Annotated in this window: 21 protein-coding genes; 17 read left to right on the forward strand and 4 right to left on the reverse strand. The window is 65.5% G+C overall.

Translation table 11 applies throughout. The annotated features are described in order from the left end of the window. Window positions 1-86 precede the first annotated feature (86 nt). The 8 genes from F3J18_RS16735 (at window position 87) to F3J18_RS16770 (ending at window position 6,778) form a co-directional block, all read left to right on the forward strand. Complete coding sequence (locus F3J18_RS16735) at window positions 87-821, forward strand: HAD hydrolase-like protein (RefSeq protein WP_166913396.1); 735 nt, start codon at window positions 87-89, stop codon at window positions 819-821. Between the two features lie 12 nt (window positions 822-833). Next, window positions 834-1,727 (forward strand): amino acid ABC transporter substrate-binding protein, encoded by an 894-nt coding sequence (locus F3J18_RS16740; protein ID WP_166913397.1) that lies wholly within the window; start codon window positions 834-836, stop codon window positions 1,725-1,727. Between the two features lie 69 nt (window positions 1,728-1,796). After that, complete coding sequence (locus tag F3J18_RS16745; protein ID WP_166913398.1) at window positions 1,797-2,555, forward strand: amino acid ABC transporter permease; 759 nt, start codon at window positions 1,797-1,799, stop codon at window positions 2,553-2,555. Next, window positions 2,552-3,238 carry an amino acid ABC transporter permease gene (locus tag F3J18_RS16750; RefSeq protein WP_166913399.1) on the forward strand — a complete coding sequence of 229 codons (687 nt, stop codon included), beginning with the start codon at window positions 2,552-2,554 and terminating at the stop codon, window positions 3,236-3,238. Before F3J18_RS16745 ends, F3J18_RS16750 begins: the two co-directional genes overlap by 4 nt. A gap of 17 nt (window positions 3,239-3,255) precedes the next feature. Further along, window positions 3,256-3,984: an amino acid ABC transporter ATP-binding protein gene (locus F3J18_RS16755; protein WP_166913400.1), complete on the forward strand. Its 729-nt coding sequence runs from the start codon at window positions 3,256-3,258 to the stop codon at window positions 3,982-3,984. 57 nt (window positions 3,985-4,041) lie between these two features. Continuing rightward, window positions 4,042-5,037: a threonine/serine dehydratase gene (locus F3J18_RS16760; RefSeq protein ID WP_205195452.1), complete on the forward strand. Its 996-nt coding sequence runs from the start codon at window positions 4,042-4,044 to the stop codon at window positions 5,035-5,037. Between the two features lie 112 nt (window positions 5,038-5,149). Beyond that, window positions 5,150-6,373 carry a pyridoxal phosphate-dependent aminotransferase gene (locus F3J18_RS16765; protein WP_166913401.1) on the forward strand — a complete coding sequence of 408 codons (1,224 nt, stop codon included), beginning with the start codon at window positions 5,150-5,152 and terminating at the stop codon, window positions 6,371-6,373. Between the two features lie 18 nt (window positions 6,374-6,391). Next, the gene (locus tag F3J18_RS16770) at window positions 6,392-6,778 is read left to right on the forward strand and encodes a RidA family protein (RefSeq protein ID WP_166913402.1); all 387 of its coding nucleotides are present in this window, start codon (window positions 6,392-6,394) and stop codon (window positions 6,776-6,778) included. 130 nt (window positions 6,779-6,908) lie between these two features. On the opposite strand, the gene F3J18_RS16775 is transcribed toward F3J18_RS16770, so the two are convergent. After that, window positions 6,909-7,793 (reverse strand): LysR family transcriptional regulator, encoded by an 885-nt coding sequence (locus tag F3J18_RS16775; RefSeq protein ID WP_166913403.1) that lies wholly within the window; start codon window positions 7,791-7,793, stop codon window positions 6,909-6,911. A 92-nt stretch (window positions 7,794-7,885) separates the two neighbouring features. Between F3J18_RS16775 and F3J18_RS16780 the strand changes: the two genes are divergently transcribed. Next, window positions 7,886-8,494 carry a short chain dehydrogenase gene (locus F3J18_RS16780; protein ID WP_166913404.1) on the forward strand — a complete coding sequence of 203 codons (609 nt, stop codon included), beginning with the start codon at window positions 7,886-7,888 and terminating at the stop codon, window positions 8,492-8,494. 65 nt (window positions 8,495-8,559) lie between these two features. Here the strand turns inward: F3J18_RS16780 and F3J18_RS16785 are convergent, their stop codons facing one another. Beyond that, window positions 8,560-10,089: a helix-turn-helix transcriptional regulator gene (locus tag F3J18_RS16785; RefSeq protein WP_166913405.1), complete on the reverse strand. Its 1,530-nt coding sequence runs from the start codon at window positions 10,087-10,089 to the stop codon at window positions 8,560-8,562. A 463-nt stretch (window positions 10,090-10,552) separates the two neighbouring features. Here F3J18_RS16785 and F3J18_RS16790 point away from each other — a divergent pair, with 463 nt between their 5' ends. The 5 genes from F3J18_RS16790 (at window position 10,553) to F3J18_RS16810 (ending at window position 14,614) form a co-directional block, all read left to right on the forward strand. After that, a complete protein-coding gene (locus tag F3J18_RS16790) occupies window positions 10,553-10,801 on the forward strand; it encodes a CsbD family protein (protein WP_025099978.1) in 249 nt (82 codons plus the stop codon). A 141-nt stretch (window positions 10,802-10,942) separates the two neighbouring features. Continuing rightward, window positions 10,943-11,935 carry a YrzE family protein gene (locus tag F3J18_RS16795; protein ID WP_166913406.1) on the forward strand — a complete coding sequence of 331 codons (993 nt, stop codon included), beginning with the start codon at window positions 10,943-10,945 and terminating at the stop codon, window positions 11,933-11,935. A gap of 88 nt (window positions 11,936-12,023) precedes the next feature. Then, window positions 12,024-12,362, forward strand: a complete 339-nt coding sequence (locus F3J18_RS16800) for a phage holin family protein (RefSeq protein WP_345791181.1) — start codon at window positions 12,024-12,026, stop codon at window positions 12,360-12,362. Beyond that, complete coding sequence (locus tag F3J18_RS16805) at window positions 12,359-12,700, forward strand: hypothetical protein (protein WP_166913408.1); 342 nt, start codon at window positions 12,359-12,361, stop codon at window positions 12,698-12,700. Before F3J18_RS16800 ends, F3J18_RS16805 begins: the two co-directional genes overlap by 4 nt. Before the next feature lie 492 nt (window positions 12,701-13,192). Then, entirely contained in the window at window positions 13,193-14,614 is a 1,422-nt protein-coding gene (locus F3J18_RS16810; RefSeq protein ID WP_088555590.1) for a cytosine permease, read from the forward strand. A 117-nt stretch (window positions 14,615-14,731) separates the two neighbouring features. Here F3J18_RS16810 and F3J18_RS16815 read toward each other — a convergent pair whose 3' ends face one another. Both F3J18_RS16815 and F3J18_RS16820 read right to left on the reverse strand, forming a co-directional pair. Then, on the reverse strand, window positions 14,732-15,835 hold the full coding sequence (locus tag F3J18_RS16815; RefSeq protein WP_025097849.1) for a class I SAM-dependent methyltransferase: 1,104 nt from the start codon (window positions 15,833-15,835) through the stop codon (window positions 14,732-14,734). Window positions 15,836-15,862: 27 nt separating this feature from the next. After that, window positions 15,863-16,174: a hypothetical protein gene (locus tag F3J18_RS16820; protein ID WP_166913409.1), complete on the reverse strand. Its 312-nt coding sequence runs from the start codon at window positions 16,172-16,174 to the stop codon at window positions 15,863-15,865. Window positions 16,175-16,628: 454 nt separating this feature from the next. Between F3J18_RS16820 and F3J18_RS16825 the strand changes: the two genes are divergently transcribed. The 3 genes from F3J18_RS16825 to F3J18_RS16835 all read left to right on the forward strand — a co-directional run. Beyond that, entirely contained in the window at window positions 16,629-17,435 is an 807-nt protein-coding gene (locus tag F3J18_RS16825) for a sulfite exporter TauE/SafE family protein (RefSeq protein WP_166913410.1), read from the forward strand. Window positions 17,436-17,586: 151 nt separating this feature from the next. Next, on the forward strand, window positions 17,587-18,540 hold the full coding sequence (locus F3J18_RS16830; RefSeq protein ID WP_166913411.1) for a hypothetical protein: 954 nt from the start codon (window positions 17,587-17,589) through the stop codon (window positions 18,538-18,540). Continuing rightward, window positions 18,537-19,388, forward strand: an 852-nt coding sequence (locus F3J18_RS16835) for a hypothetical protein (protein ID WP_205195453.1), incomplete at its 3' end; no start/stop codon positions are given. The genes F3J18_RS16830 and F3J18_RS16835, both read left to right, overlap by 4 nt.

Here is a 19,388-nt window from a genome sequence, read left to right on the forward strand (position 1 = left end):
ACGACGTCGATATCTTGACACACATTCCGGCGAGGTCTAGTTTACCGTTTGTCGATTAACGATTATCGATAATTTACGGAGCTAACATGGCACTTGACCTGACCCGATTCAAAGCCCTGACGTTCGACGTGTACGGGACCCTGATTGACTGGGAGCCGACCATCATCTCGATGTTCCAGAGTGTGGCCGACCAATACCACGTCGAACTGTCGCGTGAGCAACTGCTGCTGGAGTTCGACCGCGCGCGGGCGCAACTGCAGCGCATCCGACCCGCCTTGCTGTATCCGGACGTGCTGCGCCGGGCCTACGACGAGTTCTGCGGGCGTTATGGCATCCCCGCCAGTGATTCGGAGCGCGAAGTGTTTGCCAATTCCGTGATGTTGTGGCCCGCCTTTCCGGACGCGAAGGAGTCGCTGGCGTACTTGCACTCGCACTTCAAGATTGGGCTGTTGAGCAACATCGACAACCACTCGCTGGCATTCTCGACCCGCAAGCTCAATCTGGAGGCCGATGTCATCGCCACCGCCGAAACGGTGGAGGCCTACAAGCCGGATCACAACCATTTTCAGGCCGCATTCAAGCACTTCGAGGCGCTCGGAATCGAGCGGGGAGAGATCCTGCATGTCGGCCAGAGCTTGCGCGCCGACGTCATTCCCGCCAACGATCTCGGCATCCATTGCGCATGGATCAAACGTCCGGGGCGTAGCCTGGGGTCGCGCCCGGAAGATGCCAAGGGAGCGGTCCCCGATGTCACCTTCGATACGCTCCAGGAGCTGGCTGTCCAGCACCACACGCAGCTGTCGATCTCCACCGGGAACTAGGAGACAGGCGCCATGAACCGTCCTTTCGTACTTCCTGTCCATTGGGCCCGCATGCTCGGCACGATCTGCCTGCTTCTGTCGTGCGGCGTCTTGCCAGCCCGCGCCCAGACCGCAGATTCGGCGATGGCACGCATCAAGGCTCACGATGAGGTGGTGCTCGGTTTTCGGCAGTCGAGCATTCCTTTCTCCTACCTCGATGCGAACCAGAAGCCAGTCGGATATTCGATCGATCTCTGCCTGGCCGTCGTGGCATCGCTCAAGCGTCAACTGGGACGGCCGGACCTGAAGGTCCGCTTCGTGCCGGTCGACCTGAGCACGATCATTCCCTTGCTGCAGAACGGCAGCATCGACATGGAGTGCGGTTCGACGGTGCATACGCTCAAGCGCGCGGCCCAGGTCGATTTCTCGTTCGTGACGGCCGCCGCGGCGGACCAGCTGCTCGTCAAGGCCGATTCGAAAATCCGGGAATTCGAGGATCTTGCCGGCAAGGCGTTGGCGGTGCCTGCCGGGTCGACCAATGCGGCCCTCGCGCAATCACTGGATGCGCAAAAGAAGCTGAATATCCGCCTGGTTCTCGTCAAGGATCAGGCCGAGGGTTTCCTGGCGGTGAGTACGGGGCGTGCCGATGCCTACCTGTCCGACAACGTGATTCTGTACGGCCTGAAGAAGCGTGCAAATGACGCCGGCGCATTCCGCGTTGGCGGCAGGGCCCTCTCGTACCTGCCCTACGGGATCGTGGTGGCCCCCAACAACTCCGCCCTGCTGGCCGTCATCAATGCAACCCTGGCCGAGAACTTCAGGTCGGGCCATGCCGCCGAGCTTTACGTGAAGTGGTTTTCGCAGATCGGCATGAGCCTCGATCAATCCGCACAACGCATATTCCAGGTAGATGCGATTCCGGGTTGAGCGGCGCGGGTTAAGCGCATCGTCGACCGGCGCCGGGGTAGGCCGGTCGAAACATCAAGTGGAGCAGACATGAATTATCAATGGAGCTGGAGCGCCTTCCACGACATTTCGGGCGACGGCATCTCGAGCTATGCCGACCAACTGCTGCGCGGCGCGGGCTGGACCGTCGCGACGGCACTCGTCGCTGCCCTCATCGCACTGTCCGTGGGCGTTACCGTTGGATTGCTGAGGACATCGACGAATCGCCTCGGGCAGTACGCGGGCGCGAGTTACGTCGAGTTGTTCCGGGACATCCCGCTGCTGGTCCAGGTGTTTCTCTGGTATTTCGTGGTGCCCGAGTTGCTGCCTCATGCACTCGGTGCCTGGATAAAAGGCCTGGAATACGGTTCGTTCGTCACGGCGTCGATCGCGATCGGCCTGTATACCGCGGCACGCGTGGCCGAGCAGACTCGCGCCGCCATCGCGGCGCTCCCCGGCGGGCAAGGCATGGCGGGCTTGGCGCTCGGCTTGACGGGGGGTGGCGCGTTTCGCCTGATCATCCTGCCCCAGGCTGCCCGCCTGATGATTCCACCGCTCACGTCCGAGCTGGTGAATCTGGTCAAGAACACGTCCATCGGCATGACGATCGGATTGATGGAGTTGACGGCGCGGGCCAGGGAGATGCAGGAAACCACGTTCCATACTTTCGAGGCATTTTCGGCGGCCACCGCGGGTTATCTTTTGATCAACCTTCTCCTCATCGGGGCGATGCGGTGCATAGCAGCCGGGCAGCGGCATCGCAAGGCACAAGCCGCTCGCGTCACGTCGATCCGGGAGGCCCTGCCATGAGCCTCGTGAATATCGGTGCGATCACCTCCAACCTGTCGTATCTGCTGGTCGACGGATTCGGGCTGACGCTCAAGCTGACGGTCTCGTGCGCGTCGACGGGTTTCATGCTGGGTGCGGTGCTCGCCGTGATTCGGCTGTACGGGCCGCGATGGGCGCGGTGGCTGGTGGCGAGCTATGTGAATCTGGTTCGCTCGATCCCGCTGATCCTCGTCATATTCTGGGTCTACTTCCTCAGTCCCTATGCGGTGGCATGGCTGACCGGGGCCTCGAATCCCGTGCAGGTGAATGCCTATGTCTCGGCCTTCGCGACCTTCAGCCTGTTCGAGGCCTGCTACTACTGCGAAATCATTCGAGCCGGCGTGCTGGCGATTCCGAATAGTCAAGCCGCGGCGGCACGCGCGCTGGGCCTGAACGGCGTCCAGGTCCTCGCCTCGGTGATCCTGCCGCAAGCGATCCGGCACACCACGCCGATCCTGATCCTGCAAGCCATCGTGCTGTTTCAGGACGTCTCGCTCGTCTATGTCCTGTCGTTGACCGACTTCGTCGGCGCCGCCACGCAGATCGCGCAGCAGCAGAACAGCCTGGTCGAGATGTACCTGTTCGTGGCGCTGGTCTACTTCGCCACCAGTTTTCTGTGTACCAAGGGCGTGCACCGGCTTCAACAGCGTCTCGCCATCCACTGAAGAGGAGTTGCCGGACCATGATCCGCATCGACCACGTTTCGAAGCAATACGGAAATTTCAAGGTTCTCGACGATTGCTCCACCCACATCGAGAAAGGAGAGGTGGTGGTCGTCTGCGGTCCTTCGGGATCGGGGAAATCGACCTTGATCAAATGCATTAACGCGCTAGAGGCCTTCGGCAGCGGCCATATCTTTTTCGATGACATCGACATCGGGGCGAAAGGTATTTGCCTGCCGAAACTGCGTGCCCGGCTCGGGATGGTGTTCCAGCATTTCGAGCTGTTTCCGCATCTGTCGATCCTCGAAAACCTGATCCTGGGGCAGCGCAAGGTGCTCGGCCGAGGCCGTGACGAAGCGGCCCGCAGGGGCCTGCAACTGCTATCCCGCGTGGGCCTGAACGGCCATGCGGACAAATATCCTGCCGCGCTGTCCGGCGGACAGCAGCAGCGCGTGGCGATCGCCCGGGCGCTGAGCATGGACCCGGCGGCGATGCTGTTCGACGAACCGACCTCGGCTCTCGATCCGGAAATGGTTCGCGAAGTCCTCGACCTGATGTCGGAGCTGGCCCGCGAGGGCATGACGATGGTCATCGTCACTCACGAGATGGGTTTTGCTCGACGCGTCTCGAACCGAGTGATCTTCATGGATCGAGGACGCATCGTCGAGGACGTCCCCACCCGGCAGTTCTTCGATGCGCCTCGCTCGGCGCGGGCCAGGGAATTTCTTTCCAAGGTCCTGCACGATTGACGCCGAGCGAGCGTTTCCGTGCACGACCACTCAGTTCGACCTCGCTTCATCTCGACCATGACAGCTCAAATCACCGAATTTTCCGACTTGCTCGCTCCCACCCCCGCTGACGTGATCGACGCGGCCGAGCGCTTGCGCGATATCGCCATCCAGACCCCTCTCCTGCAATCGGAACGACTGAACGCACTCGCCGGAGGCACGGTTCTGGTCAAGATGGAGAGTCTCCAGCGTACCGGGGCCTTCAAGTTCCGCGGGGCCTACAACAGCATGTCGCGTCTCGACCGCGGACGCTACCCACGAGGCGTGCTCGCCTACTCGACGGGCAATCATGGCCAGGCTGTCGCCACGGTCGGCAAGCTTCTCGACATCCCGGTCACCGTGGTGATGCCGTCCGACGCGCCACGGATCAAGATGGAGAAGGCACGGGTGCAAGGCGCTACCGTCGTCCTGTACGACCGGAATACGGAAAGCCGCGAGGCGATTTCCGAACGGCTCGGCGCCTCGGGCGGCTACGCGCTCATTCCCCCGGGCGATCATCCTCATGTGATTGCCGGACAGGGCACGGCGGTGTTCGAGGCGCTCCGTGCGCTGCCTGCCGACGCCATCGACGTGATCGTCGTCCCATGCGGCGGCGGGGGGCTCGCCGCAGGCTCGGCCCTGGCCGCGGATGCCGTCGATTCGACCGCGCAGCTATGGGCGGCGGAACCGGAGCGCTGCGACGACACGCGCCGCTCGCTTCGGTCCGGCACGCGTGAGACGAACCCGCCGGGTGCGACCTCCCTCTGCGATGCGCTGCTGGCGCCGACGCCGGCCATGCTGCCTTTCTCGATCAATCGCCAGCGGCTGAGCGGGGTCATCACGGCCGACGACGCCGCCGTGCTGACGGCGATGCGCATCCTGTTCGAGGACTTCCGTGTCGCGGTCGAACCGGGGGGGGCGATTGGCGTTGCGTCCTTGCTGGCGGACCCCGGGATGCTTGGTGGCCGACGGGCGCTGGTGGTGGCCTCGGGGGGCAATGTCGATCCTCAACTGTTCATTCGAGCGATCGCCTAGCGAAGCAACTGGCAGCGGCCTCCCGCGATGTGGCCGCCGTACACGAGAGATCAACGGAATCGGTTCGCCATGCTGGCGGCGGATTCGCATCATTCATCTATGGAGTCATGACATGAACACGATCGAAGAGAGGTTTTCCGGGCTGGCCACGGAGCATGCGCCAGGCCAGGAAGGGCGGCGACACGAACTCGGGCTGGCGTCGCTGTTGCGCGGCGACAGCCTGGCAGGCACGCCGGTGGATTTCTCGCACGGCGACGTGAATGAAAGCGCCTTCGCGCCTACGCCGGGCTCGCTGGATGTATTCATTCGCGGCGTCGAGCGTGGCGGTGCGCAAGCCTACACCGAATACCGGGGTGGCGCCGAGCTGCGCGACAGCGTGGCTGCCCGGCTGAGCGACTTCACGGGCCACCCTGTGTCGGGCGCCGACGAATTGATCATCACGCCCGGCACCCAAGGCGCGCTGTTCCTGGCGATCGCCGCAACGGTTGCCGCCGGCGACAAAGTGGCCATCGTGTGCCCCGATTACTTCGCGAACCGGAAGCTGGTGGCGTTCTTCGGCGGCCAGATCGTTCCCGTGCCGCTGAACTATCTCGATTGCACCGCGGATGCCGGGCTGGACCTGAACCAACTCGAGGCTGCATTCAAGGGCGGCGCCAAGACCTTCCTGTTTTCCAATCCGAACAATCCCGCCGGCGTGGTCTATTCGCGGCGCGAGATCGAGCGGATCGCCGCGCTTGCCAATCGGTACGGCGTCACCGTCATCGTCGATCAGCTTTACTCGCGCTTGCTCTATACCGGCACGACCTACACGCACCTGCGTGCTTCGGGGATCGAGGCCGACCGGGTCGTGACCATCATGGGGCCGTCCAAGACGGAATCGCTCAGCGGCTATCGGCTGGGTGTCGCCTTCGGTGCGAAGCCGCTGGTGGACCGCATGGAGAGCTTACAGGCGATCGTGTCGCTGCGGGCGCCCGGCTATTGCCAGGCAGTTCTGCACGGCTGGTTCGAGGAACCCGAAGGCTGGATGCTGGAGCGCATCGCCAGGCATCAGGCGATCCGTGACGATTTGGTTCGCTCCTTCCGTGCGATCGGCGGCGTGGCGGTGCGGAGTCCCGAGGCGGGCAGCTACCTGTTTCCGCGTCTGCCCGCCTTGTCAGTCTCGCTGCATGATTTCGTTCGCATCCTGCGCCATCAGGCCGGCGTGACGGTCACGCCGGGCACCGAGTTCAGCCCTCATGCCGACGACAGCATCCGGCTCAATTTCTCGCAGAATCATGCCGCCGCGCAGCGAGCCGTCGAGCGGATCGCGCAACTCGTCGAGCGTTATCGTGCCTGAGGGCGAAGGAGAATTTTCATGACAGGCTGCAAGGCATTTTCGAGTGAACGAACGCCGCCGCCGGCCGGCACCTACAGCGTAGCCGTCGAAGCGAACGGCCTGGTCTTCCTCGCGGGGCAAACCCCGCGAGACAGGAACAACCTGCGCCACGGCGACAAGGCTTTCGAAGTCCAGGCGCGCATGACGCTGGACAATCTCGAGGCCGCCGCCCAGGCGGCGGGGGCATCGCTGAAGGACGCGGTCCGGGTCGGTGTATTCCTGAGGGATCTTTCGGATGCGAAGGCCTTCGATGCGATCTACGCGGCTTATGTCGGCGATCCACCTCCAGCCCGGACGCTGATCCAGTCGAACCTCGTCGGCTTCGATATCGAGGTGGACGCCGTATTGCTGGCACGCGGCGCCTAGCTGGGCGGGCGGCGCCCGCTTCGTGGGCGAGGCGGCGTCGGCCGCTCATGCGATGCAGATCGCCTTGGTTCATCCCGCTCGAATCAAGGCGTGGCGATAACTCACGCACGACCGCGAGTCGCCGGCTTCGTCATGGCGCAACGCTCAGGATCGTCTCGATCGCCCACTTGTGAAGCGGGTTCTCCGATACCTTGCGATGCCACGCCAGCACCACGTCGAGTGTCTTCGTTGGGAAATCGAATCGCCTCGACCTGAAATTCGCCGTATGTGCGATGGCCGAAGGAATGAAGGCGACAGCGTCGTTAAGCGAAAGAAAGCTCGGTATTGCGGTGTAGCACGGCAGCGTGGCGATCAGGTTTCTCGATACGCCCTGCTGACTGAAGAAGTCGTCGATCATGTCGTCCAGGGAGTGTGCATGATTGCCGATCCCGACATGGGGGAACGCCGACAAGCCGATCAAGGATTCGGTTTCGAGAGGGATTGACGATTTTTCGCTGACCACGCAGGTGTAACACTCTTTTTTCATCGACGTGCGCATCAGCCTGTCGTCAACCAGGTCGCTGAACCCGATCAGGACATCCGCCTGCCCTGAAGACAGCATTTCGGCATGCGTGCCGCGATCGAAATCCAGGATCCGGAGTTTCATGCCAGGCGCGGATCGGGCCAGCGATTGGGCCACGTGCGGGATGCACGACAGCTGCGCGTATTCATTCGCGATGACGGTAAACGTATTGCTTATCGACTTCGGGTCGAACGGTAGTGCTTGGTAAATGGTGTCGAACTCGCGCAGCACTCGTTCGAATTTCAGGCAAAGATCGTAGGCAAAATCCGTCGGCTTGAGACCATTGCTTTGTCGCAAGAACAATTCGTCCTTGAATGTTTCCCTCAGCCTCTTGAGATATCCGCTCACGGCTTGTTGCGACAGGCCGGCCTCGGCAGCCACTCTTGAGACATTCTTGTCCTTGACGAGCTTGACGAAAGCCCGCATGTGCTTGATGTCGATTCTATCCATCATGAAAATTGGTATCCGTTACAACGAATCTCAGTTTTTCATTGTATCGCGCAAGTTCTAGGATGGCGCTTCCTTCACTCACGCAGGACAGATTCATGAAAACGGTTATCGTGATCGGCGCATCAGGAAAAATCGGGCAGGCGGCGCTCACCGGCCTCACTCGACACAAGGTGGTCACGGCGAGTCGATCAGGCCGAGGATGTCAGCATCGAGTAGATATCACCAGCAAGCGCTCGCTGCGTGAATTGTTTGAAAGCGTCGGTGAGTTCGATGCCGTCGTCAATGCTGTTGGGCACTGCGAATATGCGCCGTTCGAGACCATGACCGACGATCAATGGGCGACCACGATTCAAAGCAAGATGGTCGGTCAAATCAACCTCGTCAATATCGGTCTCGACTACATCAGGGACGGCGGTTCCTTTACCCTGATTTCAGGCATTCACAATAAGAAGCCGGTGCCTCAGTCGATCGCCGACGCCACCACCAGCGGGGCAATCGATACGTTCGTGCAATGCGTTGCACACGAATTGCCCAGGGGGATCCGGATCAACGTCGTCAATCCGACCGTGATCGAGGAGGCCATGGATGTGTACGGCGAAATGTTGCGCGGGTTTCAGCCGGTTCCCGGCAAGTTGGTGGGCAAGGCGTTCGAGCGTTGCGTCGACGGATTCATTACCGGACAGGTCCTGGTGGTCGACGCATGAATCATCAGGCGAGCGGGCCTGTTCATGGGGTTTAAGCAGGACGGTTCGCCGGCCGAGTCAGGTATTCACTCTTTTGGCTTCGCCTTCGATGCGCGCGCCGGCTCCGCCTCGCCATCCCCGAAGAACCCCCGCTCGCGCGCCCAGACGATCGCTTCCGTGCGGCTGTGCACGTCCAGCTTGCCGTAGATCGTCGCCACATGATTGCGCACGGTGTTGGGCGACAATTTCAGCTTGATCGCGATCTCCTTGTCCGCCAGGCCGCGGCACAGCAGGTCGAACACCTCGCGCTCGCGCCCCGTCAGGTCCGACAACTGGGCGCCGGCATCGGGCGAGTTGGTGCGGCGCACGTTGGCGAGCTTCTCGATCAGCATGCGGCTGAACCAGGACGCGTCCTGCATCGCCGTCTCGATGGCCAGCACCATTTCCGTCTCGCTGCGCTTGCGATCGCTGATGTCGAGCAGGGCGAACAGGATGCAGTCCTGATCGTGGATGCTGACCGAATCGGCGGAGATCAGGCAGTCGCGCACCTCGCCGTCGTGGCTGCGAATCTGGATGTCGACGTTCAGCAGCCGGCTGTCGCGCGTGAGCAGGGCGGCGGCATGTCCGAAGGCGTCCACGTCCACCCACAGGCCGATGCTCGAGACCGACTTGCCGCGGATCTCGTCGAGCGGATAACCGGTCAGCGCGATGAAGGCATCGTTCACGTCGAGCATCTCGAAGCGCTCGGCGGTGACGATCGCGGTGGCCACCGGCGCGACGCGGAACGCCTTGGCGAAGCGTTCCTCGCTCTGCCGCAAGGCGTGCTCGGCCTGCTTGCGCGGCTCGAGGTCCATGAAGGTAAACAGCATGCAGGGCTCCTCGCCGATGTCGATCGGCTGCCCGGCCACCACCACCGCCTTGGTGCCGCCGCCCGGCAGCTTGAGCACGGCTTCCATCTGCGGGATGGTCGCGCCTTCGCCGAGGCGCTCGATCGCCAGCTCGCGGCGCTCGGCGTTCTCCAGCACGTCGACCTCGTAGACGGTGCGATCGAGCACGTCGTCGCGCTGGTAGCCCGTCATGTCGAGAAACCCCTGGTTCACCTTGACGTAGCGGATGTCGCTGAGCCGGCAGATCACGGCGGGCGCCGGATTCGCGTTGAAGGTCCGCTCGAAGCGCTGCTCCGCGCTGGCCAGTTCGGTGGCGTCGTGCAGCACCAGCGCGAGGCAATCGGGTTCGCCCGCCGAGTTGGTCAGCACCAGGCTGCGGATCCGGTGCACCCAGCTCTGTTCCTCGTCGTCGGCGCGGAACACTTCCACGGTCACGTCGCTGAATTCCTCGCCGGAGATCACGCGGTCCATCGGGTAATGGCCTTCCTGCACCGGATGATTGTTCCGGTAGCGCAGCCGGAAGCGCTCGCGGTATTCGGTGACGTTCGCGCCGAGTTCGTCGAGCGTATGCACCCCGTGCATCTCGAGCGCGGCGTCGTTGGCCCAGACGATGCGCTGGTCCGGCTCGACCAGGATCACGCCCTCGGTGAGCCCGGCGATGATCTGGTGCAACTGGCGCCGATCGGTATGCGATTTGAGCGCCTGTTCTTCGTTGACGGCTTCGTTCATGGTTGGTGTTCCGGATGACATGCCGGCTCGTTCCGGCGTGGCTCGGGCGGCTTGCCCGGGCGTTGGCGTGTCTGCGGAATCTTCGCCGGTGGGCTGGCGCGGTGCAAGGGACGGATGCACCGGGCGGGATAGTGCATCCATACCCCATCGAGCCTCCGCGACGACGGTTCATGGCCGCCGGGCCGGCCGGAGCAAGGAAACGGGCCGGCTGGCCGATCCTCCCATCCCCTCGCGCGAGGCAGGCGACCTGGGCCAAACATACTAGTCCACCTGGTCAATTTCTACGGAGACGACCCAATCTGCGCCTCGCTACAGTTGCCGACATCGGATTCGCGAGCCGGGCTCGATGCTTCCCGGCGTGACCGAGCGGGGCAGCCCGCCCCGGGCCCAGCGGCCTCGCAAGCCGCGCAGGGTATCCATGCTGACGACCGGCGGGTCGTCCGTCTTGACCAGGAGAGACACCATGTTCGAAAAAACCGAAGGCCGTGCCCAGAACCTCGCCGGCAAGGTCCAGGAAGCGGTCGGCGACGTGATCGGCGATCGCGGCACGCAATTCGAGGGCCGGGCGCGCCAGGTCGCGGGCCGGATGCAGGAGTCCTACGGCGGTGCGCTCGACCAGTTGCGCGACGTGACCGCCAGCCAGCCGCTCGCCGCGCTGGCGGCGGTGGCCGCCGTGAGCTTCGTGGTCGGCGCGCTCTGGTCCCGGCGCTGAGCCGCCGCGTTGCGGCCTCCGGATCGCCTCCGGTGGCCGCGCGACGGTCCGGGCCGGGCCGTCGTCGAAGTCCGTTGGCGTAGCTCCCGGCCACGATGCCGGGAAGGAACATCGATAACAAGCAAGGAACAAGGAACCGACATGAGCCGATATCTCTCGCCGGCCGACCCCGTGGTCGCCGTGCATCCGACGCGCATTTCCTGGGGCGCCGTGTTCGCCGGGGTGTTGCTGGCCTCGATGACCTATCTGTTTCTGGGCATGCTGGGCACGGCGCTGGGCGCCGGCAGCTTCGACCCGCTCGGCCGGCGCGATCCGTTCGCCGGCTTCGGTACCGGCGCCGGCATCTGGCTGGGCCTGTCCACCCTGGTCTCGCTGGCCGTGGGCGCCTTCTTCGCCGGCCGCTCGGCGCCGCGGCGCGGCACCCTGCACGGCGTGCTGAGCGGATCGGTGTCGATCCTGGTCACGCTCTACCTGCTCGCCGGCCTGGCCGGCAGCGCGATCGGCGCGGCCTCGGGCATGGCGAAGGCGGGCCTGTCGCTGGCCGGGCAGGGCGTGGCGGCCGCCGCGCCGGGCTTGGCCTCGGGCGTGGCCGGTGCCTTGCACAAGGACGGCGATGCCTTCGATTTCTCGAACTGGCAAGGCCGCCTGGATACCCTGCTGCGCCAGACCGGCAAGCCGGAACTCGCCCCGTCCAACCTGAAGCAAGGTGCCCGCGACGCGGTCAACGACGGCAAGGCGGCGGCCAGCGATGCCGCGGCCAATCCGCAGCAGGCTTCGGACGATCTGGGCGACTGGTTCGCCAGCCTCAGGCAGCGTGCCAATCCGGCCTTGAACGCCGCCGACAAGAGCGCGCTCGTCAACCTGATCATGGCGCGCACGGGGAAAAGCCGGGCCGAAGCCGAGCAGATCGCCGATAACTATGCGCAGGCCTACGACCAGGCGGTCGCGAAGTACCAGGCCTTGAAGCAGCAGGCCGAGCAGCGGGCGCGCGAGGCCGGCGAACTCGCGGCCAGGAAGCTCAGCCAGGCCGCCTGGGCCGCGGCGGCGCTGCTGTTGCTGGGCATGATCGTCTCGGGGCTGGCCGGTTTCGCCGGATGGCGCAGCAACCCGGATCGGGCCGCGGCCCGCGTCTGAACCTGTCCCGCCCGCCGGCCGCCGCTGCCGACGGGCGATCTCCTGGGGGAGGGAGCCGATGTTTTCCAGCTTGAGGAAATGGCAGAACGTGGCGCGATTCTCCGCGTCGCGCCTGGGCGACTACGCGAACCTCGCGGCCGTCGAACTCGAGATCGCCCGGCAGCGCTTCCTGCGCGACCTGATGCTCTATTCGCTGCTGGGGCTCAGCGCGATGTTCGGGCTGGCCTTCGTCTGCGTGGCCGTGATCGTGAGCGCGGCGAGCACGCCCTATCTGATCGAAACCACCTGGGCGGTGGCCGGCTTCTGGGTGCTGGTGGGCCTGGGCGCGTTCGTGGCGGTGCGCCGGCGCGATGCGGCCGGCACCTTCCAGGCGCTGCAGGACACCTGGCAGCGCGATATCGAAGCGATCCGGGAGAGCCTGCGATGAGTTCCCGATCCGATTCCGGAAGCCGCCCGCTGGCCCGGCGCGAAGCCCTGCTCGCCGGCATGGCGCGATCCCGCGCGCGCCTGCTGCAAGCCAACGATACGATCGCGGCCGCGCGGCGCCTGCCGCCGGGCAGTCGCGCCGCGAGCCCCGTCGTCAGGCGCTCCGGCATCGACGGCGCGGCCGTGGCGACCGTTGCCGTCCTGCTCGCCGGCGCGCTGGTGCTGCGTCCGGGGCGCCTGCTGCGGCTCGCCATGCGCGCCGGGCTGAGCGGCGCGATCGAGCGCATCATGCGTGATGCGCTGGCCGGGCGACGGGGGCGCGAATCGAGCCGCGACTGACGACATCCGCTTCCTGACGAAATGTAAGACTGTTGCGTCGTCGATTCGATATCGATGATTCGAGCCGTGTTTTCCTGCGGAAATCCACGAAAACCGGCTCGAAATCGCCAAAACCGCATCCGGGCGCCGCGCCGCGCCCGTCTCCATCCCCTCCCGCCTCGCCCCCGATCCGGTGCATGCGCGCACCGCTTTCGTGCCGGAACTGTTTCACTTCTGGACATAGCAAAAAGCTTTGCAAGACACACTAAAACGATATTTCTCAATTTTTTTCGGCTTCGCTAAATTTGCTTCACATCAAAGCGGACCGGCCCGGAAGGGCTTGCCGCGGCACCGGCGCCAAGCTCGCCGCGCATTCGAAATTGATTCGGATATCGAAACAGGAACGGATTCGGGGCAGGGTGGCGGCAGCGATGCCGGCTGATGATCGCAGGGGTCCGGGCGAGCCCTGGACCGGACCAGCGCGGTTGCCCGCGCACGCAAGGAGACACCATCGTGAGCACCCCGGAGCGCAATGCGTCCCCGTTGATTGAGAAACACACGATCGGCTACGTGCCGCCCGAGGACCGCCACGGCAAGGTGCGCGACCTGTTCACGCTCTGGTTCGGCGGCAATATCGCGCCGCTGCCGATCGTGACCGGCGCGCTCGGCGTGCAGATCTTCCACCTGAACCTGTTGTGGGGCATCGTCGCGATCATCGTCGGCCAGGCGGTGGGCGGCGTGCTGATGGCGCTGCACTCGGCGCAGGGCCCGCAGATGGGCATCCCGCAGATGATCCAGAGCCGCGCGCAGTTCGGCTCCTGGGGCGCGCTGCTGGTCACCGTGATCGCCGGCGTGATGTACGTCGGCTTCTTCGCCTCGAACATCGTGCTGGCCGGCAAGTCGCTGCACGGCATCTCCTCGGCGGTGCCGCTGCCCGTGGGCATCGTGATCGGCGCGCTGGGCTCGGGCCTGATCGGCATCATCGGCTACCGCTTCATCCACATCCTCAACCGGATCGGCACCTGGGTGCTGGGCATCGGCATCGTGGTGGGCTTCTGGTACATCTTCACGCACGTCGGCACCGCCGATTTCCTGACGCGCGGCGGCTTCAACTTCGCCGGCTGGCTGGCCACCGTGTCGCTCTCGGCGCTCTGGCAGATCGCCTTCGCCCCCTACGTCTCCGACTATTCGCGCTACCTGCCGGCCGACGTGAAGGTGTCCTCGACCTTCTGGGCCACCTACCTGGGCTGCACCATCGGCTCGTCGCTGGCCTTCGTGTTCGGCGCGGTCGCGGTGCTGGCCGTGGCGCCGGGCGTCGATACGATGGACGCCGTCAAGCAGGCCACCGGCCCGTTCGGTTCGCTGATGCTGGTGCTGTTCCTGCTCAGCGTGATCAGCCACAACGCGCTGAACCTGTACGGCGCGGTGCTGTCCTCGATCACCTCCATCCAGACCTTCGCCTGGCGCTGGATTCCCACCGCCCGCGCGCGCGCCGTGTTCTCGATCGTGATCCTGGCCGCCTGCTGCTACTTCGCGATCGGCGTGTCGACCAACTTCGTGTCGAGCCTGGTGGACCTGGTGCTCGCGCTGCTGGTGGTGCTGGTGCCCTGGACGGCGATCAACCTGATCGACTTCTACGTGATCCACAAGGGCGACTACGACATCCAGTCGATCTTCCGCGTGGACGGCGGCATCTACGGCCGCTTCAACCCGCAGGCGCTGATCGCCTACGCGGTGGGCATCCTGGTGCAGATCCCGTTCATGAACACGCCGATGTACGCGGGCCCGGTGCCGGGTTACCTGGACGGCGCGGACCTGTCCTGGGTGATCGGGCTGGTGCTGACCTCGCCGCTGTACTACTGGCTGGCCACGCGCGACACGGCGTATCGCCGCCGCCAGGCCGATGCGCGGGCAACCGCCGGCGCGGCGCGCTGAGCGAGGATGCGTTGAAAGAGGAAGGGCCCGTGCACGATGCACGGGCCCGCAATGAAAAAGCCGCGTGGACCGAAAGGCCCACGCGGCTTTGTCGTTGTAGGGGCGATGCGGGCCGGCTCAGGCCTGCGCGCCGCTGGCCGAACGCTTGTCGAACAGGTAGTGCGCGACGCCCCATTCGCGGCCGTGCCGATAACCGAACAGCCCGGCCACCGCCATGTAGAACATGCGCCAGCGCTGGAACACGATCGGCGCGTCGTCCTCGCCGAAGGTCTCGCGCAGGATCGGCAGCAGTTGTTCGTGGGCCGCGTCGAGCGAGGCCAGCCAGTGGTTGGCGGTGCGCTGGTAGTGCGTGCCGTCGAGCCACCATTGCTTCTCGACGCGCAGGTGATCCTGGAAGCGCAGCAGCAGGTCGGCCGAGGGCATGGTGCCGCCGCCGAAGAAGTGTCGCGACATCCAGTCGTTGCCGTCCTGCGCCGTGAAGTGATACGCGATCAGGCGGTGCGCGAACAGGTGTACGAACAGCTTGCCGTCGTCGCTCATCCAGTGCGAGATCTTCGCGAGCAGCGCGCGATAGTTCTTCATGTGCTCGAAGTTCTCGATCGACAGCACGCGGTCGAAGCCGGCGTCGCCGGCGGCGAATTCATAGGTGGCCACGTCCCCGATGACGATCTTCAGGTTGGTGATGCCGCGCGCGGCGGCGCGCTGCTCGATGAATTCGCGTTGCCGCGCCGAGCTGGTGAGCCCGACCACCTGCGACTGGCGATAGCGCTCGGCCAGCCACAGCGATTGCGCGCCCCAACCGCAGCCGATATCGAGGATGCGCTGGCCGTCCACCAGCTCGGCGCGCTCGCCGTACAACTCGAGCATCGCGTCCTCGGCATGCGCGAGCGTGTCCTCGCCCTGCGGGAAGTAGCAGCAGGACTGCTTCATGCGCGGGCCCAGATAGGCCTCGAAGAAGCTGGCCGGCATGTCGTGCAGCTCGCGGCTGGTGGTCTGCGCGTCGGCGATCAACGGGGCGCGGTTCAGCTCCTCGACGAAGGCGTTCAGCGCGTCGATGCGCGCCACGTCGTCGTCGACGTGCTCGGCGCGCAGCTTCTGCCACAGCAGCGCGCTGATGCCGCCGCGGATCACCGAGTCGGAGATTCGCCCGCGCTCGCAATAGCGGATGAACCAGCCATCGGTATCGGTGACGGACTTCGAGTCGAAGGTGGTCGCAGTCATGATCGTGGGCTCCGTTCGTAGGAATCGTTATGGTCGGCCGCCGGCGGCGGTCGCGGGATGGAGGAGGCAGGCGCGTCTCTCGGGCACGCCGGATATCTGGCCCCGAATCGGCATCGCCGGGGCGGCGAAGAGGCGGTTACGTGCGTTTGCAGCATGACGCGACAGCGGCGCCGCGAGCGGTTCGCGGCGATCGTCAGGAGCACTCAGGTTGCGGTGCGAAAAAAAATCGACCGCGGCAAACGCGGGGAAGGGCAAGGAGGGACAGGTCGGAGACAGGCCGCACGCCATCGGCGTGCTCGTCGCGCGGTTTGCATCGTGGGAAATGAAAACGCTACGCATCGCCTCTCCTGGCGGATGAATGCTTCCATTTTCATTAAGTCGGGCCGCAGGTCAATACGGGGGAATGCCCAGCCAGAAACGACAGGATTCGCGCGCGGCGTTGAGCGCGATGAAACGCCGACGGGCGCCGGCAGGCCCCGGCCGGCGCGACTGCCAGCACTGCCATCGACTGCCACGATGCGGCCCGGCTGGCGGTTTTCGCCCGGCGGCCGCGCCGGCGCGGCCCGGCGCGATCAACAAAATCAAGGGCTTGCGACAGGCCCGGGCGGCGCGGCACATCTGGCACGCGACTTGTGTAGGGGAGCGCAGTTCATGTGCCCGCGTCAGCGCGGGCGATCGATTCCCCGAGGTCCGTCTTGCCCGATCGTTCCATCCTTTCTCGTCTCCCCGGCTTGTCGCCAGGCCGATCCCGCTTTCCAACCGCTGCATCCGATCCCCTGGCGGGAGGGCGCGGATGACCATCGCCCTGATCCTCGGCGCGCTGGTGGGCGCGGTGCTCGGCCTGACCGGCGCGGGCGGCGGCATCCTCGCGGTGCCGGCCCTGGTGGCCGGGCTCGGCTGGACCATCCAGCAGGCTACGCCGGTGGCCCTGATCGCGGTGGCGGGCAGCGCCGCGATCGGCGCGCTGGAAGCGTTCCGGCGCCGGCTGGTGCGCTACCGCGCGGCGCTCCTGATGGCCGCCGCCGGCGTGCCGGCCACCTCGCTGGGCGTGCGCGCGGCCCAGGCGCTGCCGCAGCGGCTGCTGCTGGCGTTGTTCGCGGTGGTGATGCTGGTGGTGGCGGCGCGGCTCTGGCGGCAGGTGCGCGCCGGCCGCGCCGAGGTGGTCGATCATTCGCCGCTGTGCGTCGGCCATATGAATCCCGACACCGGGCGCCTGGCCTGGACGCCGGCCACCGCCGCCGCGCTGGCGAGCACCGGCGCCGTCACCGGGCTGATGACGGGCCTGCTCGGCGTGGGCGGCGGCTTCATCATCGTGCCGATGCTGCGCAAGCTGACCGACGTGCCGATGCACGGCGTGGTCGCCACCTCGCTGATGGTGATCGCGCTGGTGGGCACCGGCGGCATCGCCTCGACGATCGCGCATGGCACGCCGGTGCCGGTGGAGGTGGCGCTCTGGTTCAGCGCGACCACGGCGGCCGGGATGGTGGCGGGGCGCCTGGCTTCGCGGCGGCTCGCGGCGCGCCATGTGCAGACGGGTTTCGCCGTGGTGCTGACGCTGGTGGCGGCCGGCTTGCTGGCCAAGGCGGCGTTCGGCGCCTGAGGGCGGGCGGCGGGCGCGTGCCGGCTTGGGCCAAGCGCGCGCCGCCGCTGTATGATGCCGTCCCACGGGGGAACCATGGGACGGCCGAGATTGAAGGCGCGGCCCGGGGTTCGAGGCAGGAACCATCACAATTCAAACGACCAACGGGCCAATGAAATTCTGGCTGATCAACGGGAAGGCCGAATCGATCCGATTCGGCGACGACAGCTTGGGAATCGAATCGCGTCGCCGCGTGCGCATTGCCGTCGGCGACGCCTTGTTTCTCGGCAACGGCATGGGCCATATCGAGCCGATGCTCTATGTGGTCGAGGCCGTGGAGATGAAGGAGCGCGACGCGGCGCCGGAGCTGCCGGAAGACTTCGCGCTGGGCTATCAGTTGCCGATCGAGGATGAGGGCAAGGTCTATCGCTATCGCTTCGAACTCGGGCGCAAGCTGGGGCTCGATCATCCGCTCGAACTCGACGATTTCCTCTACAGCCTCAGCTTCGTCAAGCGCCTGGAGGCACCGGAACGGCATTTCCGTTTTCCGTTCCGCGAGATTCCCCAGGTCGACGCCGACGTGCTGCTCAACAATCGCATCTTCGTCTCGCGCACGGCCTTCTATTCGCTCTATTACGCCTTGCCGGCGCGCACGCGCATCGAGTTCGACCATCGCGAGGCATTGAACCCGTCCCGGCAGGCCAGCTACCGGGCGCGGCTCGAACGGCTGATCGGCTTCGTCGAGGCGCGCATCCTGCCGGTCGGCGAGATGCTGGTGGAGGCCGCCGCGCAGTGGCGGGAACTGGGCGCCGCCGAGCGCATCGGCACCTTCGACGCCGTGCATTTCGCCGACGAGGACACGCGCGGCAGCGCATCGGCGGGCCGCCAGCTGCGCGCCTTCGAGGCGTTGTTCGCCGAGCTCGAGCCGCTGCCCGATGACGCCGCGAACCCGAACCGGATCGTGCTCGAGTCGCTGGACGATCTGCAGCGGCTGCCGCCGAGCTATCTCGACATCGATCTCGGCCCGGTCGACGGCGGTTTTCTCGCGCAACTGATGGCCTTCGTCTCCAGCGACGGCAATCGCACCAGCGAACTGAGCTTCGAACGGACCTTCGCCGCACGATGAAACGAATCGATCTGCTGAAACGCCTGCGCGCCGTCAAACACACGCTCGCGGATGCCGCTGTCTGGAGCACCCACGCGGCGGTGGACACGGACCAGGATTCCTATGTCTTCGAATTCCTGTGTTTCCTGAACCTGTGCGCCGAGCTCGAGGTCGGTCACGAACTCGAGGTGGTAACGCGCAAGAAGAAGGCGGTGTGGCCCAAGGGGCCGGCGCTCAAGTGCAATTTTTCCTACGCGAGGATCACGCCGAAGGCCGGCGGCGCGCACGAATACGATCTCAACCCCGGCATCAAGATCAGCGACCGCTACGGCAAGCTGCGCGCGCCCGATATCTCGATCACGGAAAGGACCGGCGATGCGACGCCGGCCTTCGGGCAGGTCACCGCGATCTGGGACGCGAAGTTCTCCGAGCGTGCCGGCTCGCCGATCGGCGACACCAATGTCAGCGACTTCCTCTACACGGCGCAGCAGCTCGGTTTTCCGCGCGTGCCGCCGGGGCCGTTCCACGGCGTGGGCGGCGGCGTTTATGCGCGCTCGGGGCTGATCACCAACGCGCAGCCGTCGAGCGAACCGGACCAGGTCTATGTGGATCACGGCATGCACGAGGTCAGCGGGTTTCCGCTGGCGATCGCGATGCGGCCGGCGTATCCGGCGGCGGTGACTGCCGGGGCGGCGGTGGCGCCGCCGGCCCCCGTTGCGAATCCTGCCGCTGCTGCCCTCATGGCTCTCGGTGGTGGCGCGGTGGCTGCCGCTGCCGTTGCACCGGCTGCGGCGATGGCGGCGCCGTCGTCCGCCGGTGCGGTGGCGCCCGCGGCGGTAGCTGCTGCGCCGTCGTCTGCCGGTGCGGCG

It is taken from the genome of Burkholderia sp. Ax-1720 (assembly GCF_011753035.1).
Taxonomy (GTDB): domain Bacteria; phylum Pseudomonadota; class Gammaproteobacteria; order Burkholderiales; family Burkholderiaceae; genus Burkholderia; species Burkholderia gladioli.